The following is a 20225-nucleotide window of genomic DNA, read 5'->3' as shown; positions in this document are numbered from 1 at the left end:
GATGGCCACAACCATGATTGAAATGAACTGGCTGGTCATCTACCCCGAGCTGCTGCTGCTCGTGCTCACCTGCGTGGTGGCGCTGGCGGACCTGTTTGTCACCGACCCGAAGCGCCGGCCCACCTTCTGGCTGACGCAGGTGTCGCTCGGCCTGGTGGCGGCGCTGCACCTGAGCTATGTGCAGGGCGGCGTGACCGCCTACGGCATGCAGAACATGGTGGTCGCCGATCCGATGGGCCACCTGCTGGCCTTCTTCGCCGTCATCTCGGTGATGGTCTCGATTGCCTATGCGCAGCCGTACATCGGCTCGCGCGAGATGCTCAAGGGCGAGTTCTTCACCCTGGCGATGTTCTCGCTGCTGGGCATCTGCGTGATGGTGTCGGCCAACAACTTCCTGGTGATGTACCTGGGCCTGGAGTTGATGAGCCTGTCGCTGTATGCGCTGGTGGCGCTGCGGCGTGACAGCGCCGTGGCCACCGAGGCCGCGATGAAGTACTTCGTGCTGGGCGCGCTGGCCAGCGGCTTCCTGCTGTACGGCCTGTCGATGATGTACGGCGCCACCGGCACGCTGGAGATCCCGGGCGTGTTCGAGGTGATCGGCAAGGGCGGCGCCAACAACACCGTGCTGGTGTTCGGCCTGGTGTTCGTGGTGGCCGGCCTGGGCTTCAAGCTGGGTGCCGCGCCGTTCCACATGTGGGTGCCCGACGTCTACCACGGCGCGCCCACCGCCGTCACCTTGCTCATCGCCGGTGCGCCCAAGCTGGCCGCCTTCGGCATGACCATCCGCCTGCTGGTGGAGGGCATGCTGGGCCTGGCGGTGGATTGGCAGCAGATGCTGCTGGTGATGGCCGTGGTCTCGCTGGCCATCGGCAACTTCGCGGCCATCGCGCAGAGCAACCTCAAGCGCATGCTCGCCTACTCGGCCATTGCGCAGATGGGCTTCATGCTGCTGGCACTGGCCTCGGGCGTGGTCAGCGGCAACACGCTGTCGGCCGGCAATGCCTACAGCTCGGCGATGTTCTACATGGTGGCGTACACGCTCACCACGCTGGGCAGCATCGGGCTGCTGATGCTGCTGTCGCGCGAGGGCTTCGAGAGCGAGGACATCAACGACCTGGCCGGCCTGTCGCGCCGCGCACCGTGGATGGCCGGGGTGATGGCGGTGTTCATGTTCTCGCTGACCGGCATTCCGCCGACGGTGGGCTTCTACGCCAAGCTGGCGGTGCTGCAGGCGCTGGTCACCACCAACATCGAGCTGTACCTGTGGATCGCGGTGGCTGCGGTGCTGTTGTCGCTGATCGGCGCCTTCTACTACCTGCGCGTCATCAAGGTGATGTACTTCGATGAGCCGCCGGCTGGTTCGCCCGCGGTGGTCCAGGGCTCGGGTGTCAGCGCGCTGCTGGCGGTCAACGGTGCGGCGGTGCTGCTGCTCGGCATCCTGCCGGGCGGGCTGATGGCGATGTGCCGCGACGCCATCGTCAAGGCCCTGGCCAGCTGACGACGGCCGGCTGCCGTGGGTTCGCATTCGGCCGAAGTCTGGCTGGTCCTGCTGGTGGCCACCGTGGCGGCCAACCTGCCGTTCTTCAATGAGCGGCTGTTCCTGCTCGGTCCGGTGCGCGCGCCCAAGCGCTGGCCGTGGCGGCTGCTGGAGCTGGCCGTGATGGCCGCGCTGACGCTGCTGGTGGGCATGGCGCTGGAATCGCGCATCGGCCAGCGGCAGCCGCAAGGCTGGGAGTTCTATGCGGCGGGTGCCTGCCTGTTCCTGACCCTGGCGTTTCCCGGTTTTGTCTGGCGCGTCCTGCGCCGCCCCTGAGGCAGTCCATGGCAGAAGAAAGCGACCGTCACCTGATCGAGACCCGTGTCTCGGGTGAGCAGGTGTACCGCGGCAACTTCCTGGACGTGCGCCGCGATGTGATTGCGCTGCCCGGTGGCGACACCGCCACCCGTGAGTACATCGTGCACCCCGGCGCGGTGGTGGTGGTGCCGCTGCTGGACGACGGCCGCCTGGTGCTGGTGCGGCAGCACCGCTATCCGCTGGGCCGCGTGCTGCTGGAGTTTCCGGCCGGCAAGATCGACCCAGGCGAGGACACCATGCGCTGCGGCCTGCGCGAGCTGACAGAGGAGACCGGCTACCGCGCCCGTGAAGTGGCACGCGCCGGCATCCTGCACAACGCAGCCGCCTATTCCAACGAGCACATCGAGATCTTCTTCGCGCGTGGCCTGGAGGCCGGTACGCAGCAGCTGGACCATGGCGAGCTGATCGACGTGCACCTGCTGTCTGCCGACGAGTTGGATGCACTGGCCGGCCGCGGGGAACTCACCGATGCCAAGACGCTGATCTGCCTGCTGTGGTTGCAGCGCTGGAAGGCCGGGGCCTGGCCGCTCGACTGGCAGGCCGCGTCGGCGGCCTGAACACGCCGGCCCGCCTGCCACAGGCTGCACGGCCGGCTTGGCCCTGGCGCCATCGCGCCGGTGCCACCCCACTATGATGATCCGATGAAGGTTCTCGACCTCTGCTGCAGCCAGGGCCATGGCTTCGAAGGCTGGTTCTCCTCCGAGGACGACTATGCGTCGCAGCTCGGGCGCGGGCTGATCGGCTGCCCGCTGTGTGCCGACACCGGCATCTCGCGCCGGCCGAGCGCACCCCGCCTGAACCTCTCCGGCGCGCGTGCGCCCAGCCCGTCGTCCGCCGAGGCTGCCGCCAAGCCTGCCGCCGCCCCGCCGCTGTCGCGCGAGAAGGCCTTGCAGGCGGCCTGGATGCAGGCGGTGCGCCATGTGATCGCGCACACGGAAGACGTGGGCGAACGCTTTCCGGAGGAGGCCCGCCGCATGCATTACGGCGAGATCGAAGCGCGGGGCATCCGCGGCCAGGCGTCGCCGGAGCAGCGCGAGGCCCTGCTGGACGAAGGCATCGAGATCGCCAGCCTGCCCATGCCGCAGGCGCTGAAGGAACCGCTGCAGTAGCCCGGGCTACTTGAGCGTGAGCAGCGACACCACGCGGCTGCGGTTCACGCTCACCAGGGCGGGCGCGATCGCCGCGTACACCTCGTAGTCGGGCGCCTGCGCACGCTCGCCGAACTCCGCGGCGAAGGCGCTGGCCCAGGCCGCGTCGGCCGCCTGCGCGGTGGCCTGCTTGGCCCGCTCCAGCGTCTCGCGCACCTGCTGGGCCACGCGCCGCACATGCTCCAGCGCCTGCGTCACTTCCTGCAGCGTGTTGCGCAGGGCCGTGGCATCGCCGGTGCTCCAGCCGGTGGGCGTGATGGCTTCTTCCTGCACCTCGGTGCGGGCGCGGTGGGCCTGCCCGCCCGGCAGGCGGATGCCGCCGCCCTTGATGGCCAGGGCGTCCCGCACCTGTGCCCATTGCGATTCAGGCACGCTGAAGACGGTATCGCCCGCGCCGTTCAGGCCCACGCCGATACCCAGCGGGGCCAGGGCCCGGTCGAGCTTCTTGACGTTGTCCTGCAGGGTGGCGCCGGGCTCCAGGGTCACCGTCACCGGCCCGCTGCGGCCCTGGCCGACGGAGAAGCTGAGCGTCTCCCGTTCACCGCCCGCCAGCGCTGCCGTGTCCAGGCCGCGGATGGAAAAGCGCCGCCGGGCCGTGCCCTCGGCGATGAAACGCAGCTGGCTGTCCAGGCTGCCGCCGGTCATCATCTCGCGCTGGCGCCACAGGTCGTCCAGCGATTGCAGCTGCTGCTCGGCGGCGGCGCCGTTGCTGGCGGCGTTCTGCTGCACGCCGGAATGCCCGGCCGCGGCTGCGCGCTGGCTCACCAGCTGCGCGCTGAGCGTGTTCTTCAGCTGCTGCAGCTGGGTGGACATGCGCTCGAGGTACTCGAGCGTGCGCTGTGCGTCTGCCGTCTGCTGGTTGCGGTCGGGATTCCAGTCCTGCCGCGCCACGCGCAGCGGTCGCTGCTCCTGGCCTGCCGCCGCCAGCGCCGCCGCCTCGCCCGTCGCCGAACGCGCCTGTGCCGTGCCTGCGGGACGGCTGCCGGGCGTGTTGACGGTGGACGAGATGGCTTGCATGGCGTGGATGGTCAGATCACGTCGAACAAGGACAGGCCGCTCACCTTGGCATAGGCCTTCTGCGTGGCCTGCAGCGCGGTGGTGTAGCCCTCCAGCTTCACCGCCGCCTCGCTGTAGTCCAGCGCGCCCAGCGTGAGGCCCGCCTGCTGGTTGGAGAGGCTGACGTTGGCATGGTTGTCGCCCAGCGTGCGCAGGGTGTTCTGCGCCCCGCCCAGCCCGGCGATCAAGGTGTTGATCTGGTCGATGCCGGCGTCCACGCCGCTCAGCGTGGCGGTGAGTTCGGCGCGCACGATCGGGTCGTTGACGCTGGCGGTGCCGGTCTCGAAGGTGGCGATGGTCTTGTCGAGCTGGTTGAGCAGCGCGGCCGCCTGGCCCAGCGGCACGTTGGCCGACTGGGTGATGCCGTTGCCCACCACCACCTGCTGCGTGCCGGCATTGCCCGTCCAGCCATAGCGGAAGCCCGGAGGTTGCGTGCCGTCGAAGCCGATGGTGGGTGTGTTGGTCGCGGTGCCCGAGAAGACGTAGCGGCCTTCCTGGTCGCGGCTGTTGGCGGTGTAGAAGAGGCTGTCGCGCAGCGACTTCAGGGAGCCGGCCATCGCGGCCACGTCCTCCGGCGTGTTGCCGCCGTCGGCCGCCCACACCAGCAGGTCGCGCGCTTCCAGCAGGTCGGTGCTCATGCCGTCGAGCAGCGCCTCGTTCTGCTGCAGCCGCGTGCTCAGCGCGCTGATGTTCTCGCGGTACTGCGTGAGCGCCGCTTCCTCGCGCGTGAGACGGGACAGGCGCACGGCGGTCACCGGATCGTCGGAAGGCACCGAGAGCTTCTTGCCGCTGGCGATGCGTTCGAGCATCTCCTGCGCACGGGCGGAGGCGTCCTGCAGCGCGGTGTTCATGGTGCCGTGGTATTGGGTGCTGGCGATGCGCATGGTGTGCTAGCTCCGCTCAGATCATGGCCAGCGTGCTGTCGAACAATTCGCTCGCCACCGCGATGACCTTCATGTTCGCCTGGTACATCTGCTGGTACTGCAACAGGTTCACGGCTTCCTCATCCTGGTTCACGCCGCTGGTGGATTTCCAGCTGGCTTCGGCCTGGTTGCGCACCGTCTTGGCGGTGGTGAGCGCGGCCTGGTTCTGCTGGCTGTCGGTGGCCAGCCGGCCCACCAGCTGCGAATACACGTCGCCCAGCAAGACGTTGCCGAGCGAGGTGAGGGTGACGGGTTGTTGCTGTAGCGCGATCACTGCCAGTAGATTGTCACTGGCGCCCGGCTGCGTCGGATCGCTGGAAAAGCCCAGGTTTTGCGGCAGCACATTCGGATTGAGCCTGAGCAGGCTGCTGGAGCTGGTGGGATCGAAGACGAACAGCGGCTGCCCCGGTGCGCCGTTGGCGCCATAGCCGCCGGCGAACAAGCCGTTTACGCTGTTGGAGAGCTGGTCGGCGGTCTCGGTCACCGAGCGCGACAGCGGCGCCAGGATGCGGGTCTGCAGGTCGTCCAGCCCGCCCAGCTGGCCGCCCAGCGGCGTGCCGGCCAGCGAGAAGGTCTCCGACGCGAAGTCCAGCTTCAGTGTCTGCGTGCCGTCGGGGTTGGTCTGGGTGCGCAGGGTGGAGGCGGTGGCGCCCACCACCAGCGGCTGGCCGCCGCGCATCGACACGCTGCGCGAGCCGTCGGGTTGGTTGACCACCTGCACCGTCACCAGCGAGGCGAGCTGGTCGATCTTCTTGTCGCGTTCGTCGATCAGGCCGGAGGCATTCACGCCCAGGCCGGTGGCGGCGGCGATCTTCTCGTTCAGCCTAGCCACGTCGCCCGACAGCGAATTGACCTGGCCCACCACCGTGCTGCGCTGCTGGCTGATGGCGGTGCGCTGGTTGGCCAGCACCGTCTGCAGGCTGTTGAAGCGCTGGGCCAGCGCATCGGCCGCGGTGATCACCTGCTGGCGCAGCGGGGAGGAGCCGGGCTCCACGCTGGCGGCATTGAGCGCGGCGAAGAACTGGTCCAGGCCGCCGCTGATGCCGGACTCGCCATCGCCCATCACCTGTTCCAGCTGCGTCAGGTAGGCCTGCGACACCTCGCGCTGCGCGAGGTCGGACGCCGCGGTCCACATCTGCAGGCTCTTGTAGCTGTCGCTGAAGCGGATGAGCGCCGGCACGTTGACGCCGGCGCCCACGGCGGTGGCGCCGGATCGCGCCGGCTGCACCGTGGTGAGCTGCACGCCCTGGCGGGTGTAGCCGGCCGTCATCACGTTGGCGATGTTCTGGCTGGTCACGTCCAGTCCGATCTGGGCGGCGCGGGTGCCCGACAGGGCGGTCTGGATGAGGGTCATGGGCGGCAGTCCGTGTTGGCGGGCTCTCGAGGGCCCGCTCCTGGGGGAAAGGCGACGCAGCCGCCGCCCGACTTAAATCTCAGCGCTGCGCCGTGGGCGGCAGCAGCTGCTTGAGCAGCGCATCCGCGATGCCGAAGGCGCGCTGGCCGGCCATCTGGTCGGCCACCAGGCCATCGGCCAGGTCGGTCATGTCCTGGTTGACCTTGTTGTTCAGCGGGCTGTCGTCGTCGGCCATCGCGCGCATGCTGCTGCGCATCTGCTGCAGCATCTGGCGGATCATGTGGGCCTCGAACTTCTCGGCGGCCTCGCCTGCCTTGGCGCGCAGGGCGGCGTCGTCGGCGGGTGCGGGGCCGGATTCGCGGCCGCGCAGCGGTGCCTGGCTGGCGCTGGGCGCCGCCAGGCCAGGCTGCGTGGGCAGGGCAGGTGCGCCGCTCATCAGATCACCACCAGTTCGCCGTCGATGGCGCCGGCCTGGTCCAGCGCCTGCAGGATGGACATGATGTCGTCCGGCGTGGCGCCGATGCTGTTGATGGCGTCGATGATGCTCTGCAGGCTGGCGCTGGCCGGCCACTTGAACATCGTGCCCGAGCCCTGGTCCACGTTGACCCGGGACTGCGGCACCACGGCGGTGTTGCCGCGCGCGAAGGCATTCGGCTGGCTGACCTGCGGCGTCTCCGAGATCACCACCTTCAGCGAGCCGTGCGACACCGCCGCCGGCTTGACAGTCACGCCGTCGGCGATCACCACGGTGCCGGTGCGTGAGTTGAAGATGACCTTGGGCACCTCGCGGCCCACGTCGATGGGCAGTGCCTCCAGTGCCGCCACGAAGGCCACGCGCTGTGTCGGGTTGGCCGGCGCCGCAACTTCCACGCTGGTGGCGTCGCGGGTGGAGGCCACCGGGCCGTAGGCCCTGTTGATCGACTCGACGATGTTGGTCGCGGTCTGGAAATGCGGGCGCTTGAGGCTCAGCCGCACGGTGGGGCGGGTGTCGAAGTCGGTCTCGATCTCGCGTTCGATGGAGGCGCCGTTGGGCACGCGACCCGAGGTGGGCGTGTTGATGGTGACGCTGGAGCCGCTGGCGCCGCTGGCGTTCAGGCCACCCACCACCAGGTTGCCCTGTCCCAGCGCATACACCTCGCCGTCGGCCGCGCGCAGCGGCGTCAGCAGCAGCGTGCCGCCGCGCAGGCTCTTGGCGTCACCCAGCGAAGACACCGTGATGTCGATGGTCTGGCCCTTGCGGTAGCCCGGCGGGAACACCGCGCTCACCATCACCGTGGCCACGTTCTTCGACTTGGCATCCACCTTCTCGGGCAGCTTGACGCCGAACTGCTTGAGCAGGTTGGTCATCGACTGGCCGGTGGCCTTGGACTGCGTGCTGTCGCCCGAGCCGTTCAGGCCCACCACCAGGCCGTAGCCGATCAGCTGGTTGTCGCGCACGCCTTCCACGCTGACCAGGTTGCGCAGCGTGCGCAGGTTCTTGGCCGGCGCCGCATCGGCCGCATTGGCGCGCGGCGCAGGGGCGGCGCTGGCGGCCATCGGCACGGCCAGGGCGGCCAGCAGGATCAACGAGGCAAAGCGCGAAGGGGTCATGGGGCAGCGGGCCTCAGAAGGGCATCCAGGGGCTGGTGAAGAAGCGGGTCAGCCAGCCGGCGTTGTTGGCATCGGCCAGCGTGCCGCGGCCGCTGTAGGCGATGCGCGCATTGGCGATGCGTTGCGAAGAGACGCGGTTGTCGGTGTCGATGTCGGCGCTGCGCACGTAGCCGGCCAGCCGCACGAATTCCTCGCCCTGGTTCAGGTAGAGACTCTTCTCTCCGGCCACGCGCAGCAGGCCGCCGGGCATCACCTCGTGAACGATCACGGTGATCGCGCCCTGCAGCGTGTTCTGCTGGCTGCTGGTGGCGCTGCCGGTGAAGTCGCGCGAGGCGCCGGCACCGACATTGCTCTTGATGGTCTTGGTGCCCAGGATGGTGGGCGTGACCGAGACGTTGCTCTCCTTGCCGAACTGCGTGTCGGCGGACTTGCTGGCCTGCGTGGTCTCGTTGAGCACCACGGTCAGCACGTCGCCCGGGCGGAAGGCCCGGCTGTCGCTGTGCAGGCTCCAGGTGGCGTCGGGCGCGAACACGCCGCCCGACTGGCCGCGGCGGGCCACCGGCTGCAGCACCGGCAGCGGCTTTTCCTCGGCCAGCACCGGTGCCTGCTGCGGCTCGATGTGGGCACAGCCACCGGCGGCCAGCATCGCGGCGGCCGCCAGCACAAGCGCCGCGCTGCGTGCGAGCAGGCCGTTCATCGGGCGGCCTGGGCCAGGTACTGCAGCATGTTGTCGGCTGCCGAAAGCACCTTGGTGTTCATCTCGTAGGTGCGCTGCGCGGCGATCATCTCGACCATCTCCTCCACCACCTGCACGTTCGAGCCTTCCAGCGCGAACTGCTTGAGCTTGCCCAACGAATCGGTGCCGGGGTTGCCCACGTTGGGCGCGCCGCTGGCGGCCGTCTCGGTGTAGAGGTTGTCGCCGGTGGCCAGCAGGCCGGCCGGGTTGACGAAGCCGGCGATGGTGAGCTGACCCACTTCGGTGGGTGCGGTCTGCCCGTTCACGCTTACCGACACCACGCCGTTCTCGCCGATGGTCACGCCGGTGGCATTGGCGGGAACGGTGATCTCGGGCACCAGCGGCAGCCCTTGGGCCGTCACCAGCCGGCCTTCGGAGTCCAGCTGCAGCTGGCCGGCGCGGGTGTAGGCGGTGTTGCCGTCAGGCAGCGCCACCTGCAGGAAGCCCTGGCCGACGATGGCCACGTCCAGCGCCTGGCTGGTGGTCTGCAGGCTGCCGGTGGTGAACACCTTCTGCGTGCCCAGCACCTTGGTGCCGTTGCCCAGCTGCGTGCCGGAGGGGGACGCGGTGTTGTTGTCGCGCTGGGCGCCGGGCTGCTGGTCCACCTGGTAGAACAGGTCCTGGAACATCACGCGGTCGCGCTTGAAGCCGACCGTGTTCACGTTGGCCAGGTTGTTGGCAATCGCCTGCAGCTTGGCGTCCTGCGCCTGCACGCCGGTCTTGCTGATCCACATCGCGGGGTTCATCGGATTCTCCTCATTCCCTGATCAATCGGTTGCCGGCCTCGGCCATCGAGTCGGCGGCCTTGTAGAGCTTCATCTGCACCTCGAAGTCGCGGTTCAGGCTCATGGTGGCCACCATCTCCTCGACCGCCGACACGTTGCTGCCCTCCAGCGCGCCGGCCTGCAGCTGTGCGGCCTCGTCGGCGGGCAGCGGCTGGCCGTTGCGCGGCACGATGAGGCCGGCCTCGTTCTTGGTGATCTGGCCCAGCGGCGGCGTGACCAGCTTCAGCCGGTCCACCGCCTGCATCTCGGGCTCGCCCGGCGCCTGGATGGACACGGTGCCGTCCACGCCGATGCTCAGCTTCTCGTAGGGCGGCAGCACGATGGGTCCGCCATCGCCCATCAAGGGCCGGCCATCCACATGCAGGCCACCGTCGGCGTCGATCTGGATGGCGCCGGCGCGGGTGTAGGCCTCGCCGCCCTGCCACTGCACCGTGAGGAAGGCGTTGCCCTGCAGGGCCACGTCCATGTCGCGGCCGGTGGACCGCACCGCCCCGGCGCGCGAGGTCACCGAATTGGTCTCCAGCCGCGCCATGTGGCGGGCATCGAAGCCCACGCCGGGCACGGCTTCGCTGAGCGCCATGTCCAGGTCCGCCCGAAAGCCGGTGGTCTCCAGGTTGGCCAGGTTGTTCGCATGCACCTGCTGCGCGCGCATCGAGCGCTCCGCGCCGCTCATCAGGGTGTAGATCAAGGCGTCCATGGCGTCGTCTTCTCGGCGTGCGCGCTCAGACCGCCTGCATCAGCGCCTGCATCATCTCGTTCTCGGTGGACAGCACCTTGGTGTTGGCCTGGTAGTTGCGCTGGGCGGACATCAGGCCCACCAGCTCGCCGGTCATGTCCACGTTCGACTGCTCGATGGAGCCGGTGGTGAGCTTGCCCGTCATGCCGCTGCCGGCGGCGAACATCAGCGCCTCGCCCGAGGCCGACGAGGCCACCCAGCTGGTGTCGCTCACCGGCGTGAGGTCGCCTTCGGCCGGGAAGGCGGCCAGGGCCAGGGTGCCCACGCGCTTCTTCTCGCCGTTGCTGTACTGGGCCATCACCGAACCGTCCTCGTCCAGTGCGGTGGAGATCAGCGTGCCCGAGGCATAGCCGTTGGAGGCATTGACGGTGGGCACCGCTTCGCCGGCATATTGCGTGGTGCCGGTGTAGTCCAGGGAGACCACCAGCGGATTGGCGCCGGCGGGCGTGCCCAGGTTCAGCGACACCGCCGCGGTGGGCGAGGTGAGCACGCCGTTGGTGTCGAAGGTGAGCGCCTGCGGCGCCGCGGCGGCTGCACCGTCGAAGGTGTAGTGCACGTTGATGGCGTTGGTGCCCGTCTTCACGAAGTACTGGGTCACGCTGTGCTTGGTGCCCAGCGAGTCGTAGACCACCGAGACGTTGGAGCTGTTGAAGGTCAGCGGATCGGCCGGGTTGAACGGCGTGATGGTGGGCACCGTCCAGTCGCGCGACAGGTTGCTCACGTACTTCAGCGAATCGGTGGCCTTGGCCGCGATCTGGCCGTTGGGCACCGTCAGGTCGCCCAGCGCGCCCAGCGCAGTGCTGCCTTCCAGCGCGGCATAACCCTGCACCTTGCGGCCGCTGCCGTCCACCACGAAGCCGCTCTTGTCCACGCTGAACATGCCCACGCGGCTGTAGACCATGGCGCCGCTGGCATCGCGCGAGACGAAGAAGCCGCGGCCGCTGATGGACGCGTCCATGCTGCGGCCGGTGGTCATCACGCCGCCGCCTTCCTCGATGGTCTGGGTGACGGACGAGACTTCCGCGCCCGTGGGTTGCGTGCCTGCGTACATCGACGCGAAGTTGGCGCGACCGGCCTTGAAGCCGTAGGTGCCAGAGTTGGCGATGTTGTTGGAGATGGTGTCCAGCTCGGCGTTGATGGCGTTGATGCCGGAAAGCGCGATGGCGAAGCTCATGTCGGTTCCTTCTTGCAGGGATTCAGGGTTGGGCGTTGGCGCGGCCATGGAAGGCGGTGATGGCGTCGGGGGCGGTCTCGCCCACGCCCGACACGTCCACCACCACGCTGCCGTCGGCGGCCAGCCGCACGCTGCTCAGCGTGCCCAGCACGCTCACGGAAGGCGAAGCCTGGTTTTCGGCCTCCACCCGCACGGCATAAGTGCCGGCCGGCAGGCCCAGGGCATTGCGGTCCAGGCTGAAGGGCACGGTGCCCGCGGCCTGGGTGCCCAGCTCGATGCGGCGCTCGGTGCCGTTGTCGGCGGTGAGCACCAGCGTGGTCTTGCTGCTGGCGGCCGACAGCTCGAAGCTGCCGCCCACGGCCGTGCCGCCCAGCGACACCGCATCGGTGCTCACGGTGACGCGGCCGCCCACCTGGCCGCCCAGGCCCAGGGTTTGCAGGCTTTCCAGCAGGGCGCCGTTCAGCGTGGTCTGGCTGGACAGGTTCTGCAGCGTCTCGGTCTGGCTCAGCTGGGTGAGCTGCGCGACGAACTCGGCCGGGTCGGTGGGCTCCAGCGGGTTCTGGTTCTTGATCTGCGCCACCAGCAGCGTGGTGAACAGGTTGGAGATCTCGCCATTGGCGCCGATGGCGCTGTTGATGCCGCCGGACTTGGCGGCCGCGCCGGCCGTGCCGTCGTTGGTGATGAGGGAGGCCATGCGTTCAGCCCTCGCCCAGCTTCAGCAGCGACTGCTGCATGCCCTTCAGGCGCGACATCACCTCCACGTTGGTCTCGAAGGCGCGCGAGGCCGACATCATGTCGGTCATCTCGGCCACCGGGCTGACGTTGGGATAGAACACCATCCCCTCGTCGTTGGCCAGCGGATGGTCGGGCTCGTACGACTTGCGCAGCGGCTCGGTGCTCTCCACCACGTCCAGCACCTGCACCGAGGTGCCGGCGCCCTGCGCGATGGCCGCGAACACCGGCTTGCGGGCCTTGTAGGTATCGGTCTCGCTGCCGGTGGCCGACTGTGCGTTGGCCAGGTTGCTGGCGATGGTGTTCAGGCGCACCGTCTGCGCGGACATGGCGGAGCCGGCGATCTGGGCGATGTGGCGGAATGTCATGTTCAACGTCCTTCGATGGCCTTGGCCAGGCCACGCAGCTTCATGTTCACGAAGGTGAGGCTGGTCTGGAAATCCGAGGCGTTCTGCGAGAAAGCCGCCTGCTCCACGCCCAGTTCGACGGTGTTGCCGTCCTGGGTGGGATGGAAGGGCACGCGGTACTTCGGGTCCTCGGCGCCGGTGTCTAATGACAGGCCATCGGCGTCCTCGCCGGTTTCGACCTGGCGCAGCGTCGCTGCGAAGTCGATGTCGCGTGCCTGGTAGCCCGGCGTGCTTTCATTGGCGATGTTGGATGCCAGGATCCGGGTGCGTTCGGCACGCAGCGCCAGCGTGTTGGCATGCGTGCCCAGCGCCTGTTTGAAGTCGATGCCCATGCTGCTCCTTTGCCTGTCGAGAAAATGGTGGTCCGTGTGGCCGCTGGCCTATGCCGCGGCCGTGGCCGCCGCGCCTGCCGCGGCCGTGCCGTCGATGGAAGCGGCCGTGGCCGAGGCCGCGCGCGAGGCCTTGCACCTGCAGGCCGAGCGCGACGGCCTGCTGGCCCCGGAGATCGAGGTCAGCGTGTCGCCGGTAGGCACGCGCGAGGCACCGCGCTGCGCCCAGGCGCCGTTGATCGAGACGATGGAAAACCGCTTCGCCAGCCGCATGCGCTTCGCCGCCCGTTGCCCGGGCGTGGAGGGCAGCCGCACCGTCTTCGTGGTGCGCGGCTCGCTCAGCGCCGAGGTGGTGGTCGCGGCCACGTCGGTGGCCTCGGGCAAGCCGATCGCCGCCAGCGACCTGATGCTGGACCGGCGCGACGTGTCGTCGGTGCCCGACCCGATGTCGGACATCGAGGAAGCGGCCGGCCAGGCCGCGTTGCGTCCGCTGCGGCCCGGCCAGGTGCTGCAGAAGCGGCTGCTGAGCGCGCCGGTGCTGGTCAAGCGCGGCGACGTGGTGGTGATCGAAGCCCGCAGCGGCCCGGTGCAGGTCACGGCCAGCGGCGAAGCGCTGGAGCCCGGCAAGCGCGGCGAGGTGGTGCGGGTGCGCAACGTGAACACCGGCAAGGTGATCCGCGCACGGGTGATGGAGGCCGGCACGGTGCAGCCGGCCGACATGCCCTGAGCCTGCAGCGGCTTCATCGTGTACGCAGCCGGTTGACCACGCTTACTAGCTTGTCGGCGTAGTTGGGGTCGGTGGCATAGCCGCCGCGCGCCAGCGCCTCGGCATATGCGCGCACGTCGGTGCCGGTGTTCAGCGCGGCCTGGTAGCGCGGGCTGGTCTGCATCAGCTGCGTGAAGTCGCGGAAGGCCGCGCCCGCATCGGGATAGCTGCGGAAGCGCTCGGTCTTCTTCAGCGCCACGCCGTCCTCGTATTCGGTGGTGAGGGCATCGGCACTGCCGCCGCGCCAGCCGCCGCCGGCCTTGATGCCGAACAGGTTGTGGGTGCTGCTGCCATCGGGCTGGCGCAGCGGGCGCTGGCCCCAGCCGGACTCCAGCGCGGCATGCGCCGCCAGGATGTCGGGCGCCACGCCCAGCTGCTGCCCCGCCTGCTCCGCCCACGGCGCGATGTGGCCGAGGAAGGCATCGCGCTCTAGCGAGCCGGCCGACACCTCGCCCAGCGCACCGCTGCCCTCCAGCGCGGGCAGGGGCTGCAGGACGTTGTGGCCTGCGGCGGCCGTAGGCACCGGCGTGGCCTGCATCCGGGCCAGGTAGGCGCGTGCCGCGCTGCTGAGCGCGGGCACGTCGCTGCCTTGCGGTGTGCCATGGGCGATGTAGTCGCGGATCTCGCCGTCGAGCTGGGCGAAGGTCTGGCTGAAGCGGCCGCCGCTCGAGGCCATGGCCGCCGGTGCCGGCGCGGTGGGCCTGGCGGCGCTGGCCGGGCGGGCCGGCGTGGTCATCAGGGCGAGCTCAGGCCGGAACATAGGTATCCGCCTCGCCGGCCAGCACACGCTGCATCAGCGCATGCTGTTCCATCATCAAACGGCAGTTGCGGCCGTTGAGGGCCTTGCATTCCAGCACCAGGGCCTCCAGCGCCTGCCACAGCTGCCGCACCGCGGCCTGCATGTTGCTCGCGAAGAGCACGATCACCTGCTCCATCGTGGCCGGTGCGCGCAGGCCCAGCAGGGCCACCGCGCGCATGCGCTCGCGGCGGCGCTGGTCCAGCACCGCCACCTGTGCGGTGATGCGCTCGCCCAGCGCGGTGAGCGCCTGGGTGTCATGGCGCAGGGCGGCGTCGAACTGCTCGCCCAGCAGCTGGCGCAGCTGCTGGTAGTCGGCATGGTCGGCATGCACGCCGGAGATCAGGCTGCGCAGCACGTCGGAGCGTTTCATGAGCGGCTCCCGTGGAAGCGCTGGATCAGGCCGGCCAGCTTGGCCGCGTCGAAGTGCAGGTCGCCGCGCGCGATGGCGTCGCGCAGCTCGGCCACCTTGGCATGGTCGATCTCGGGCAGGTTGGCCATGGCGGCCAGCGCGGGGCCCAGCACGGCGGACTGCAGCACCTGCGGCGCGCTTGCGGCGGCGGCGCCGGCCATCGCACCCGCTTCGGCCGCCGGTACGGTGGCAGCCACGCCGGCCAGCTTGCCGGTGCCGGACGCGGCTGCGCTGCGCAGCGGGGCACCGCGGGAGGAAGACGACTTGGTGGTTCTCATGGCGTGTTCTTCCGGGTGTCGGCGGCCTGCAGCGGGGCCGCCGTGTCGCGGCCGGCCAGCAGCTGGGTGCGCAGCGCGGCCACGCCCTGGTCGGCCTTGGCCGGCACCACCGACAGGCTGCCGGGTACCAGCGCCTGGCTGCGCGTGGGCATGCCGTACATGGCGCTGACGTTGCGCGCCTGGTCGGGCGTGAGCACCATCAGCTCGATGCGGCGGTTGACGTCCGCGCGCGGGTTGTCGGGGGTCATCGGTGCGCGGTCGGCCATGCCCACCACCTGCAGCACGCTGGACTCGGGCATGCCGCCCATCAAGAGGTGCGAGCGTGCGGCCGAGGCGCGGCTGTTGGACAGCGCCCAGTTGGAGAAGGCGGTCGGGCTCTTCTCCACGTACGGGAGCGAGTCGGTGTGGCCGACGATCATGAGCTGGTTCTCGATCTGCGCGAACAGCGGGCCCAGCGCCTGCATCAGCCCGCGGAAGCGCTCGGTGGGAATGGCGCTGCCGCGCTTGAACATGCCTTCGCGCTCGGTGTCGTGCAGCATCACGCGCAGGCCGTAGGGCGTGATGACGGATTGCAGGTTGTCCTCCAGCCCGGCGCGGCGGCTCACGTCGGCCAGCACCCGGGCCAGCTCGTTCATGTCGGACTCGCTCTCGTAGCGCGACTTGGACAGCTTGGGCGTGGGGCCGGCGCCTTCGCCGGAAGAACGTGCGCCGGGGTTGCCTTCCTTGTTGGTGGGGTCGTCGCCGCGGCTGGGCACCGGTTCGCGCGAGATCAGGCTGCCCAGCGCGCTGCCGGGCTCGCCGGGAATGCGCCCGCCGCCGCCGCCGTCCATCGGGCTGCCGCCCTGGGCCATGCGCAGCTGCTCGGCGGTTTCCTGCTGCTCACGCGAGGCCATCAGCCACAGCACCAGGAACAGGCACAGCAGGGCCAGGCAGAAATCGGCAAAGGCGACCTTCCAGGCGCCGCCGTGGTCGTCATGGTGGCCCTTGCCGGACACCCGCTTGACGACGGTTTCCTCATGGTGGCCCTTGCCCTTGGCCTCAGGCTTGGACACGCTTGTCTCCCGCCCGTCGCGCCGGCGTGCCGTCGGGGTCGCCGGCGTTCTGCATCTTGTCGATCCAGCCTTCCAGCACGGCGAAGCTGGGCTTGATGTTGAGCTGCACCAGGCGGCGGCCGGCGTCGATGGCCAGCAGCGGCGGCTTGCCGGCCACGTGGGTGCACAGCACCACCTTGACCGATTCCAGCGCCTGCATCTCCTCGGCCACCAGCTGCTTCATCATCATGCTGATCGGGTCGAGCAGGCCATAGCACATGAAGATGCCGATGAAGGTGCCCACCATGGCCGCACCCACGCGCACCGCGATCTCGCCGATGGCGGCGCCGTCGGCCACCACGTTCATCGTCATCACGATCCCGAGCACGGCCGCAAGGATGCCGAAGCCGGGCATCGCCTCGCCGATCTTGGCGAGCGACTTGGCCGGCTGCATCAGCTCCTCGTGGATGGCCTCGATCTCCTGTTCGAGGACACCCTCCAGCTCGTGTGCGTTGATCTTGCCCATCGCCATCAGGCGGAAGTTGTCGACGATGAAGTGGAGCAGCTTCGGCTCCTCCAGGATCAGCGGATAACGCTTGAAAAGCGCGCTCTCATGCGGCGCTTCCACGTGGGCGTCGAGCGCCTTCAGCCCGCCGGCGGCGGTCTGCAGCAGCTCGTACATCAGCAGCAGCAGCTGGCGCTGGAAGTCGCCGCCCTGCTTCTTGCGCAGCAGCACCTTGCGCACCTGCAGCCACATCTCCGACAGCACGTGGCCGGGGTTGCCGAGCACGATGGCGCCGGCGCCGGCGCCGACGATGATGACCACCTCCACCGGCTGCCAGATCATCGCGATGCTGCCGCCGTGGAAGAGGAAGGCGCCGAACACGCTGCCCAGGATGATGAGGATGCCGACGATGGATTGCATGGCTTTGTGCTTGGAAGCGTGGGGTGTCAGGCCGGCTGCAGGAAGGTCTTCATCTTCCGCAGCGCACCCTTGTTGATCTGGCAGACGCGGGCCTCGGTGACATCGAGGACGGCCGCGATCTCCTTCAGGCTCAGCTCGAATTCGTAGTACAGCTGGATGACGCGCTGCTCGCGCACGTCCAGCGCCTTCAGCGCCTGCTCCAGGCTGCGCCGCACCACGTACTGCTCTTCCGGCGAGCGCTGGTCGCTGGGCACCAGGCTCAGCTCGGCCACCAGTTCGTCGAAGCTGGAGAGCTCCTCGGCGTTCTCGTCGAGCTGGTGGTCGCTCCACTGCTCGGGCGTCAGGCCCAGGGCCTTCATCACCTCGGCATCGCTGGGCTCGCGGCCCAGCTTGCGGGTGAGGATGCGCACGCCGTCGCGGATCTTGTGGCTGTCCTGGCGCACGCCGCGCGGCCGCCAGTCCTGGCGGCGCAGCTCGTCGAGGATGGCGCCACGCACCCGCATGGCCGCATAGCTGCCGAACTTCTCGTCCGGCGGGCCGTAGCGGCGCAGGGAATCCAGCAGGCCCATCAGGCCCACCTGTTCCATGTCGTCGCGGCCCATGGTGACGGTGACCTGGGCATTGAGCTGCCGCACGATGCGCTTGACCAGCGGCGCATAGGCCACCAGCTGCGCGCCTTCGTCCAGCGCGCCACGCAGCACCGCCGGCGGCGCCTCCGCGGCACCGTACGCCTGTTCACCGTAGACGGCCTGATAGGTCATCGGCTCACTCGATGATCAGCTTGCCGATCATGGCCGTCTTGAACGGCATCTCGCGCTGCTCCGCCTCGTAGCTCTTGGCGAAGGCCGCGTTCACCTCTTCGGTGTACTGGTCGATCGTCATCTTGCCGGCGGTTTCCAGCGTGTGCGCCGACAGCGCCTTGACCACCACGCTGCGCAGCAGCGGCAGGTGGTCCTTCATCACCTTCTCCTGCTCGGCCGGCGTCTTGAACACCAGGTCCACCGCCAGGTAGTGCGACAGCGGTTCGCCTTCGCGGCCGCGCAGCATCACCAGCACCTTGTCCAGGCTCACGTACTTGTAGACGGTCTTGTCGACCTTCTTGGCCTGTTCCACGTGTTGCTCGGGCTTGGGCTTGAGGTACCACCAGGCGGCGGCACCACCACCACCCAGCACCAGCACCGAGGCGACGCCGGCGATCAGCAGGACATGCAGTTTCTTCATGGGTTACTCCAGGCTGGACGCCAGGGAGAAGGCGCCGGCCGTGCTACCGCGCTCGGCCTCGGCCAGGGCCTGGCCGGGGCGTTGCTCGGGCTGCGGCTGGCCGCCCTGGCGGCGGCGGCCATCGGCATCGCCGTGCTGCTGTGCCGCCACGTTGACCGAGACGTCGGTGTACTGGCGCTGCGACAGGTCCTGCCGCAAGGCTTCGCTGATGCCTTGCAGCTGCCGCTGCACATCGGGGTGGCTGGCGCTGAGCTGCACCTGCAGCGCGCCGCCTTCATGGCGCAGCACGATCTCCACGCTGCCCATGGCCTGCGGATCGAGGCGGATGACCGCATGCTCGCTGCGCTGGGCGATCTGCACCTGCACCCGTTCGCCCAGCGCTTCCAGCAGCGCCTGGCCGTGGGCCGGTACCGGCTTGGCCGCCGTGGCCGTGCCGGCGGTTGCCGTGGTGGCCTCCACCGCGAAGCTGGCGCCATCGGCCGGCGGCAGCGCCCAGGCGGCGGTGTTGGCGTCGTCGCGGCGAGCGGAGGGCGGCGTGGCGGCGTCGGCCGGCAGCGCCGCGGCCTCGCGCGGCGGCTGGGCAGTGGACACCGGCAGGGTGGACGGCGCGGCGAGCGCAGCGGTGCTGGCCGGGCCGCTGGCGGGCAGCGTGGCCTGCGCTTGTGGACGTTCGGCGACCGGCGCCCGCGCGGCGCGGCCCGCGGCACCGGCGCCACCGGTCGGCGTGGCCACCGGCAGGGCGGTGGTCGACGGCAGCGCCGCCGAGGCGCCGGCGGCTTGTGTGGCCGCCAGGGCGGGCACGGCGGTGGACGCGGGCTGGGCCGTGGTCGGGCCCGCCGGGGTGGCGGCCCCGCCCGGCTGCACGGCGGCGGCAGGCGGCAGGCTGGCCATGAGCATGGCGGCATCGCTGCGCCAGGCCGGCGTGAGTTCGGCGGCCGGCACCGGCAACTCGGGCGCACCCGGCGGCAGTGCGGGCAGGACGGCGGTGGTCGTGGCGTCGGCCTCTGCGTCGGCCGGCTCCGCCGTCTCTTGCGCGGCGCCGTCGGCTGCGGGCGTCACCAGGCCCAGGCTGGCCAGCAGCGCATTGAAGGCGCTGGGCACGGCGGCGACCGGCGTGGCGGTGGCCGGCTGCTGGGTCGGCATGCCGGCCGGCAGGGCTTGCGCCGCGGGCGCGGCCGGCGGGGTGGCCGCGGCGGCCACGGGCGGCAGGGCGCCGGCGGTGCCCTCGGGCACGGGCGCTGCGGCCTGGGTGGGCACGGTGACGTGGGCGGGGATGTTCATTCGGTGTCCCAGGCGTTGCCGCCTGCGTAGGCCAGCCAGCCTTCGCGCTGCTGGCGCATGGCGTCGAGCTGGCGGCCCAGGGCCGTGAGGGCGCTGCCACAGCGCTCGCGCGCGGTGGCGTGGCTTTGCTGCAGCTGCTGCAGCGCGATGCGTTCGATGTCCGACCAGGGGCCGGCGGCGGCCAGGCCGGGCAGGCCGGCGGCCACTTCGCGGTCGGCGCGTGCCAGCGCCGCCCAGTCGTCGTGGCGAGCTGCGGTTTCCAGCCGCTGGCGCCAGCCCAGCAGGGCGGGACGCCTATCCATGGCGTGCCTGCAGGCCCAGCCAGCCCTGCTTGAGCGTGGTCAGCAGGCCGGTCACCTCGTCGATGATCTCCGGGTCCAGCTGGGTGCCGGCGTGGTACAGGCGGTCGGCGCAGTAGTCGTACAGGCGGTCCAGGTTCTGCACGATGTCGCCGCCGTTGTCGAAGTCCAGCGAGCTGGCCAGGCCGTGCAGGATGTCGATGCACTTGTCCAGGCTGCGGGCCTTCATCTCGTAGCGGCGTGCCACCACGTGGGCACGGGCGCGGGCCAGTTCCTCGAGCAGGCCGTCGGTCAGGATCAGCACCAGCTGCACCGGCGACGCCTGTGCCGTCTGGGCGCCGAGGTTCACCGCGTGGTAGCTGCGATAGCCGTCTTGGTTCAGGTTCATGGG

The 20225-nt window shown here is 69.9% G+C and carries 27 protein-coding genes; 5 read left to right on the top strand and 22 right to left on the bottom strand.

Going from position 1 to position 20225, the window contains the following annotated elements:
- Nucleotides 1–13: 13 nt before the first annotated feature.
- From nuoN to VO99_RS16015, 4 genes are all read left to right on the top strand, one after another.
- Nucleotides 14–1498 carry an NADH-quinone oxidoreductase subunit NuoN gene (gene nuoN, locus VO99_RS16030; RefSeq protein WP_046113897.1) on the top strand — a complete coding sequence of 495 codons (1485 nt, stop codon included), beginning with the start codon at nucleotides 14–16 and terminating at the stop codon, nucleotides 1496–1498.
- A 15-nt stretch (nucleotides 1499–1513) separates the two neighbouring features.
- Nucleotides 1514–1813: a DUF2818 family protein gene (locus VO99_RS16025; RefSeq protein ID WP_046113896.1), complete on the top strand. Its 300-nt coding sequence runs from the start codon at nucleotides 1514–1516 to the stop codon at nucleotides 1811–1813.
- Nucleotides 1789–2412 carry an NUDIX domain-containing protein gene (locus VO99_RS16020; RefSeq protein WP_375136399.1) on the top strand — a complete coding sequence of 208 codons (624 nt, stop codon included), beginning with the start codon at nucleotides 1789–1791 and terminating at the stop codon, nucleotides 2410–2412. The genes VO99_RS16025 and VO99_RS16020 overlap by 25 nt, the downstream gene beginning before the upstream one ends.
- Before the next feature lie 84 nt (nucleotides 2413–2496).
- Nucleotides 2497–2964: a DUF1178 family protein gene (locus VO99_RS16015; protein ID WP_046113894.1), complete on the top strand. Its 468-nt coding sequence runs from the start codon at nucleotides 2497–2499 to the stop codon at nucleotides 2962–2964.
- Nucleotides 2965–2970: 6 nt separating this feature from the next.
- Here the strand turns inward: VO99_RS16015 and VO99_RS16010 are convergent, their stop codons facing one another.
- The 12 genes from VO99_RS16010 to flgB all read right to left on the bottom strand — a co-directional run bounded on the left by VO99_RS16010 (nucleotide 2971) and on the right by flgB (nucleotide 12828).
- A complete protein-coding gene (locus VO99_RS16010) occupies nucleotides 2971–4020 on the bottom strand; it encodes a hypothetical protein (protein WP_052736384.1) in 1050 nt (349 codons plus the stop codon).
- Between the two features lie 11 nt (nucleotides 4021–4031).
- Nucleotides 4032–4943 carry a flagellar hook-associated protein FlgL gene (gene flgL, locus VO99_RS16005; RefSeq protein ID WP_046113893.1) on the bottom strand — a complete coding sequence of 304 codons (912 nt, stop codon included), beginning with the start codon at nucleotides 4941–4943 and terminating at the stop codon, nucleotides 4032–4034.
- 16 nt (nucleotides 4944–4959) lie between these two features.
- A complete protein-coding gene (gene flgK / locus VO99_RS16000; RefSeq protein WP_046113892.1) occupies nucleotides 4960–6336 on the bottom strand; it encodes a flagellar hook-associated protein FlgK in 1377 nt (458 codons plus the stop codon).
- Between the two features lie 79 nt (nucleotides 6337–6415).
- The gene (locus VO99_RS15995; protein WP_083440647.1) at nucleotides 6416–6772 is read right to left on the bottom strand and encodes a rod-binding protein; all 357 of its coding nucleotides are present in this window, start codon (nucleotides 6770–6772) and stop codon (nucleotides 6416–6418) included.
- On the bottom strand, nucleotides 6772–7926 hold the full coding sequence (locus VO99_RS15990; protein ID WP_083440646.1) for a flagellar basal body P-ring protein FlgI: 1155 nt from the start codon (nucleotides 7924–7926) through the stop codon (nucleotides 6772–6774). Before VO99_RS15990 ends, VO99_RS15995 begins: the two co-directional genes overlap by 1 nt.
- Nucleotides 7927–7939: 13 nt before the next feature.
- Nucleotides 7940–8623 carry a flagellar basal body L-ring protein FlgH gene (gene flgH / locus VO99_RS15985; protein ID WP_083440645.1) on the bottom strand — a complete coding sequence of 228 codons (684 nt, stop codon included), beginning with the start codon at nucleotides 8621–8623 and terminating at the stop codon, nucleotides 7940–7942.
- Nucleotides 8620–9408 carry a flagellar basal-body rod protein FlgG gene (flgG, locus tag VO99_RS15980; protein WP_198156964.1) on the bottom strand — a complete coding sequence of 263 codons (789 nt, stop codon included), beginning with the start codon at nucleotides 9406–9408 and terminating at the stop codon, nucleotides 8620–8622. Before flgG ends, flgH begins: the two co-directional genes overlap by 4 nt.
- A gap of 10 nt (nucleotides 9409–9418) precedes the next feature.
- Nucleotides 9419–10144: a flagellar basal body rod protein FlgF gene (locus VO99_RS15975; protein ID WP_046113891.1), complete on the bottom strand. Its 726-nt coding sequence runs from the start codon at nucleotides 10142–10144 to the stop codon at nucleotides 9419–9421.
- Between the two features lie 25 nt (nucleotides 10145–10169).
- Entirely contained in the window at nucleotides 10170–11357 is a 1188-nt protein-coding gene (locus tag VO99_RS15970) for a flagellar hook protein FlgE (protein ID WP_046113890.1), read from the bottom strand.
- Nucleotides 11358–11379: 22 nt separating this feature from the next.
- Nucleotides 11380–12051 carry a flagellar hook capping FlgD N-terminal domain-containing protein gene (locus tag VO99_RS15965; protein ID WP_046113889.1) on the bottom strand — a complete coding sequence of 224 codons (672 nt, stop codon included), beginning with the start codon at nucleotides 12049–12051 and terminating at the stop codon, nucleotides 11380–11382.
- Nucleotides 12052–12055: 4 nt separating this feature from the next.
- Nucleotides 12056–12457: a flagellar basal body rod protein FlgC gene (gene flgC, locus VO99_RS15960; protein ID WP_046113888.1), complete on the bottom strand. Its 402-nt coding sequence runs from the start codon at nucleotides 12455–12457 to the stop codon at nucleotides 12056–12058.
- Nucleotides 12458–12459: 2 nt separating this feature from the next.
- A complete protein-coding gene (flgB, locus tag VO99_RS15955) occupies nucleotides 12460–12828 on the bottom strand; it encodes a flagellar basal body rod protein FlgB (protein ID WP_046113887.1) in 369 nt (122 codons plus the stop codon).
- Between flgB and flgA the strand changes: the two genes are divergently transcribed.
- Nucleotides 12827–13552, top strand: coding sequence for a flagellar basal body P-ring formation chaperone FlgA (gene flgA / locus VO99_RS15950; protein WP_198156963.1), 726 nt, complete (start codon nucleotides 12827–12829; stop codon nucleotides 13550–13552). The two genes, flgB and flgA, sit on opposite strands and share 2 nt — an antisense overlap.
- A 13-nt stretch (nucleotides 13553–13565) precedes the next feature.
- Here the strand turns inward: flgA and VO99_RS15945 are convergent, their stop codons facing one another.
- Genes VO99_RS15945 through fliS form a run of 10 tightly spaced genes read right to left on the bottom strand, consistent with a single transcriptional unit; the run spans nucleotide 13566 to nucleotide 20222 of the window.
- The gene (locus VO99_RS15945; protein ID WP_052736406.1) at nucleotides 13566–14327 is read right to left on the bottom strand and encodes a glycoside hydrolase family 73 protein; all 762 of its coding nucleotides are present in this window, start codon (nucleotides 14325–14327) and stop codon (nucleotides 13566–13568) included.
- A 10-nt stretch (nucleotides 14328–14337) separates the two neighbouring features.
- The gene (flgN, locus tag VO99_RS15940; RefSeq protein WP_046113885.1) at nucleotides 14338–14760 is read right to left on the bottom strand and encodes a flagellar export chaperone FlgN; all 423 of its coding nucleotides are present in this window, start codon (nucleotides 14758–14760) and stop codon (nucleotides 14338–14340) included.
- Nucleotides 14757–15077, bottom strand: coding sequence for a flagellar biosynthesis anti-sigma factor FlgM (flgM, locus tag VO99_RS31980; RefSeq protein ID WP_083440643.1), 321 nt, complete (start codon nucleotides 15075–15077; stop codon nucleotides 14757–14759). Before flgM ends, flgN begins: the two co-directional genes overlap by 4 nt.
- A complete protein-coding gene (locus VO99_RS15930) occupies nucleotides 15074–16129 on the bottom strand; it encodes a flagellar motor protein MotB (RefSeq protein ID WP_046113884.1) in 1056 nt (351 codons plus the stop codon). The genes flgM and VO99_RS15930 overlap by 4 nt, the downstream gene beginning before the upstream one ends.
- Complete coding sequence (motA, locus tag VO99_RS15925) at nucleotides 16116–17033, bottom strand: flagellar motor stator protein MotA (protein ID WP_046113883.1); 918 nt, start codon at nucleotides 17031–17033, stop codon at nucleotides 16116–16118. Before motA ends, VO99_RS15930 begins: the two co-directional genes overlap by 14 nt.
- A 26-nt stretch (nucleotides 17034–17059) precedes the next feature.
- Nucleotides 17060–17794: a FliA/WhiG family RNA polymerase sigma factor gene (locus VO99_RS15920; RefSeq protein ID WP_046113882.1), complete on the bottom strand. Its 735-nt coding sequence runs from the start codon at nucleotides 17792–17794 to the stop codon at nucleotides 17060–17062.
- Between the two features lie 4 nt (nucleotides 17795–17798).
- Nucleotides 17799–18254: a flagellar basal body-associated FliL family protein gene (locus tag VO99_RS15915; protein WP_046113881.1), complete on the bottom strand. Its 456-nt coding sequence runs from the start codon at nucleotides 18252–18254 to the stop codon at nucleotides 17799–17801.
- A gap of 3 nt (nucleotides 18255–18257) precedes the next feature.
- Nucleotides 18258–19535, bottom strand: coding sequence for a flagellar hook-length control protein FliK (locus VO99_RS28905; protein WP_052736383.1), 1278 nt, complete (start codon nucleotides 19533–19535; stop codon nucleotides 18258–18260).
- Nucleotides 19532–19837, bottom strand: a complete 306-nt coding sequence (locus VO99_RS15905; protein ID WP_046113880.1) for a hypothetical protein — start codon at nucleotides 19835–19837, stop codon at nucleotides 19532–19534. Before VO99_RS15905 ends, VO99_RS28905 begins: the two co-directional genes overlap by 4 nt.
- Entirely contained in the window at nucleotides 19830–20222 is a 393-nt protein-coding gene (fliS, locus tag VO99_RS15900; RefSeq protein WP_046113879.1) for a flagellar export chaperone FliS, read from the bottom strand. The genes VO99_RS15905 and fliS overlap by 8 nt, the downstream gene beginning before the upstream one ends.
- Nucleotides 20223–20225 lie beyond the last annotated feature (3 nt).

This window comes from Aquincola tertiaricarbonis (genome assembly GCF_000969605.1).
Taxonomy (GTDB): Bacteria; Pseudomonadota; Gammaproteobacteria; order Burkholderiales; family Burkholderiaceae_C; genus Aquincola; species Aquincola tertiaricarbonis.
Note: the sequence above shows the minus strand (reverse complement) of the source record. Positions and strands in the feature narration are given on the sequence as shown.

Bases quoted from the DNA above. Each gene is read 5' to 3' on its own strand.
- VO99_RS16010 (WP_052736384.1), bottom strand. From the start codon at position 4,020: ATGCAAGCCATCTCGTCCACCGTCAACACGCCCGGCAGCCGTCCCGCA.
- VO99_RS15920 (WP_046113882.1), bottom strand. From the start codon at position 17,794: ATGACCTATCAGGCCGTCTACGGTGAACAGGCGTACGGTGCCGCGGAG.
- nuoN (WP_046113897.1), top strand. From the start codon at position 14: ATGATTGAAATGAACTGGCTGGTCATCTACCCCGAGCTGCTGCTGCTC.
- VO99_RS16015 (WP_046113894.1), top strand. From the start codon at position 2,497: ATGAAGGTTCTCGACCTCTGCTGCAGCCAGGGCCATGGCTTCGAAGGC.
- flgM (WP_083440643.1), bottom strand. From the start codon at position 15,077: ATGAGAACCACCAAGTCGTCTTCCTCCCGCGGTGCCCCGCTGCGCAGC.
- flgB (WP_046113887.1), bottom strand. From the start codon at position 12,828: ATGGGCATCGACTTCAAACAGGCGCTGGGCACGCATGCCAACACGCTG.
- VO99_RS15965 (WP_046113889.1), bottom strand. From the start codon at position 12,051: ATGGCCTCCCTCATCACCAACGACGGCACGGCCGGCGCGGCCGCCAAG.
- VO99_RS15975 (WP_046113891.1), bottom strand. From the start codon at position 10,144: ATGGACGCCTTGATCTACACCCTGATGAGCGGCGCGGAGCGCTCGATG.
- VO99_RS15995 (WP_083440647.1), bottom strand. From the start codon at position 6,772: ATGAGCGGCGCACCTGCCCTGCCCACGCAGCCTGGCCTGGCGGCGCCC.
- flgN (WP_046113885.1), bottom strand. From the start codon at position 14,760: ATGAAACGCTCCGACGTGCTGCGCAGCCTGATCTCCGGCGTGCATGCC.
- VO99_RS15915 (WP_046113881.1), bottom strand. From the start codon at position 18,254: ATGAAGAAACTGCATGTCCTGCTGATCGCCGGCGTCGCCTCGGTGCTG.
- flgA (WP_198156963.1), top strand. From the start codon at position 12,827: ATGCTGCTCCTTTGCCTGTCGAGAAAATGGTGGTCCGTGTGGCCGCTG.
- VO99_RS15970 (WP_046113890.1), bottom strand. From the start codon at position 11,357: ATGAGCTTCGCCATCGCGCTTTCCGGCATCAACGCCATCAACGCCGAG.
- VO99_RS15990 (WP_083440646.1), bottom strand. From the start codon at position 7,926: ATGACCCCTTCGCGCTTTGCCTCGTTGATCCTGCTGGCCGCCCTGGCC.
- flgK (WP_046113892.1), bottom strand. From the start codon at position 6,336: ATGACCCTCATCCAGACCGCCCTGTCGGGCACCCGCGCCGCCCAGATC.
- VO99_RS15905 (WP_046113880.1), bottom strand. From the start codon at position 19,837: ATGGATAGGCGTCCCGCCCTGCTGGGCTGGCGCCAGCGGCTGGAAACC.
- VO99_RS28905 (WP_052736383.1), bottom strand. From the start codon at position 19,535: ATGAACATCCCCGCCCACGTCACCGTGCCCACCCAGGCCGCAGCGCCC.
- flgC (WP_046113888.1), bottom strand. From the start codon at position 12,457: ATGACATTCCGCCACATCGCCCAGATCGCCGGCTCCGCCATGTCCGCG.
- flgH (WP_083440645.1), bottom strand. From the start codon at position 8,623: ATGAACGGCCTGCTCGCACGCAGCGCGGCGCTTGTGCTGGCGGCCGCC.
- motA (WP_046113883.1), bottom strand. From the start codon at position 17,033: ATGCAATCCATCGTCGGCATCCTCATCATCCTGGGCAGCGTGTTCGGC.
- VO99_RS15945 (WP_052736406.1), bottom strand. From the start codon at position 14,327: ATGACCACGCCGGCCCGCCCGGCCAGCGCCGCCAGGCCCACCGCGCCG.
- flgG (WP_198156964.1), bottom strand. From the start codon at position 9,408: ATGAACCCCGCGATGTGGATCAGCAAGACCGGCGTGCAGGCGCAGGAC.
- flgL (WP_046113893.1), bottom strand. From the start codon at position 4,943: ATGCGCATCGCCAGCACCCAATACCACGGCACCATGAACACCGCGCTG.
- fliS (WP_046113879.1), bottom strand. From the start codon at position 20,222: ATGAACCTGAACCAAGACGGCTATCGCAGCTACCACGCGGTGAACCTC.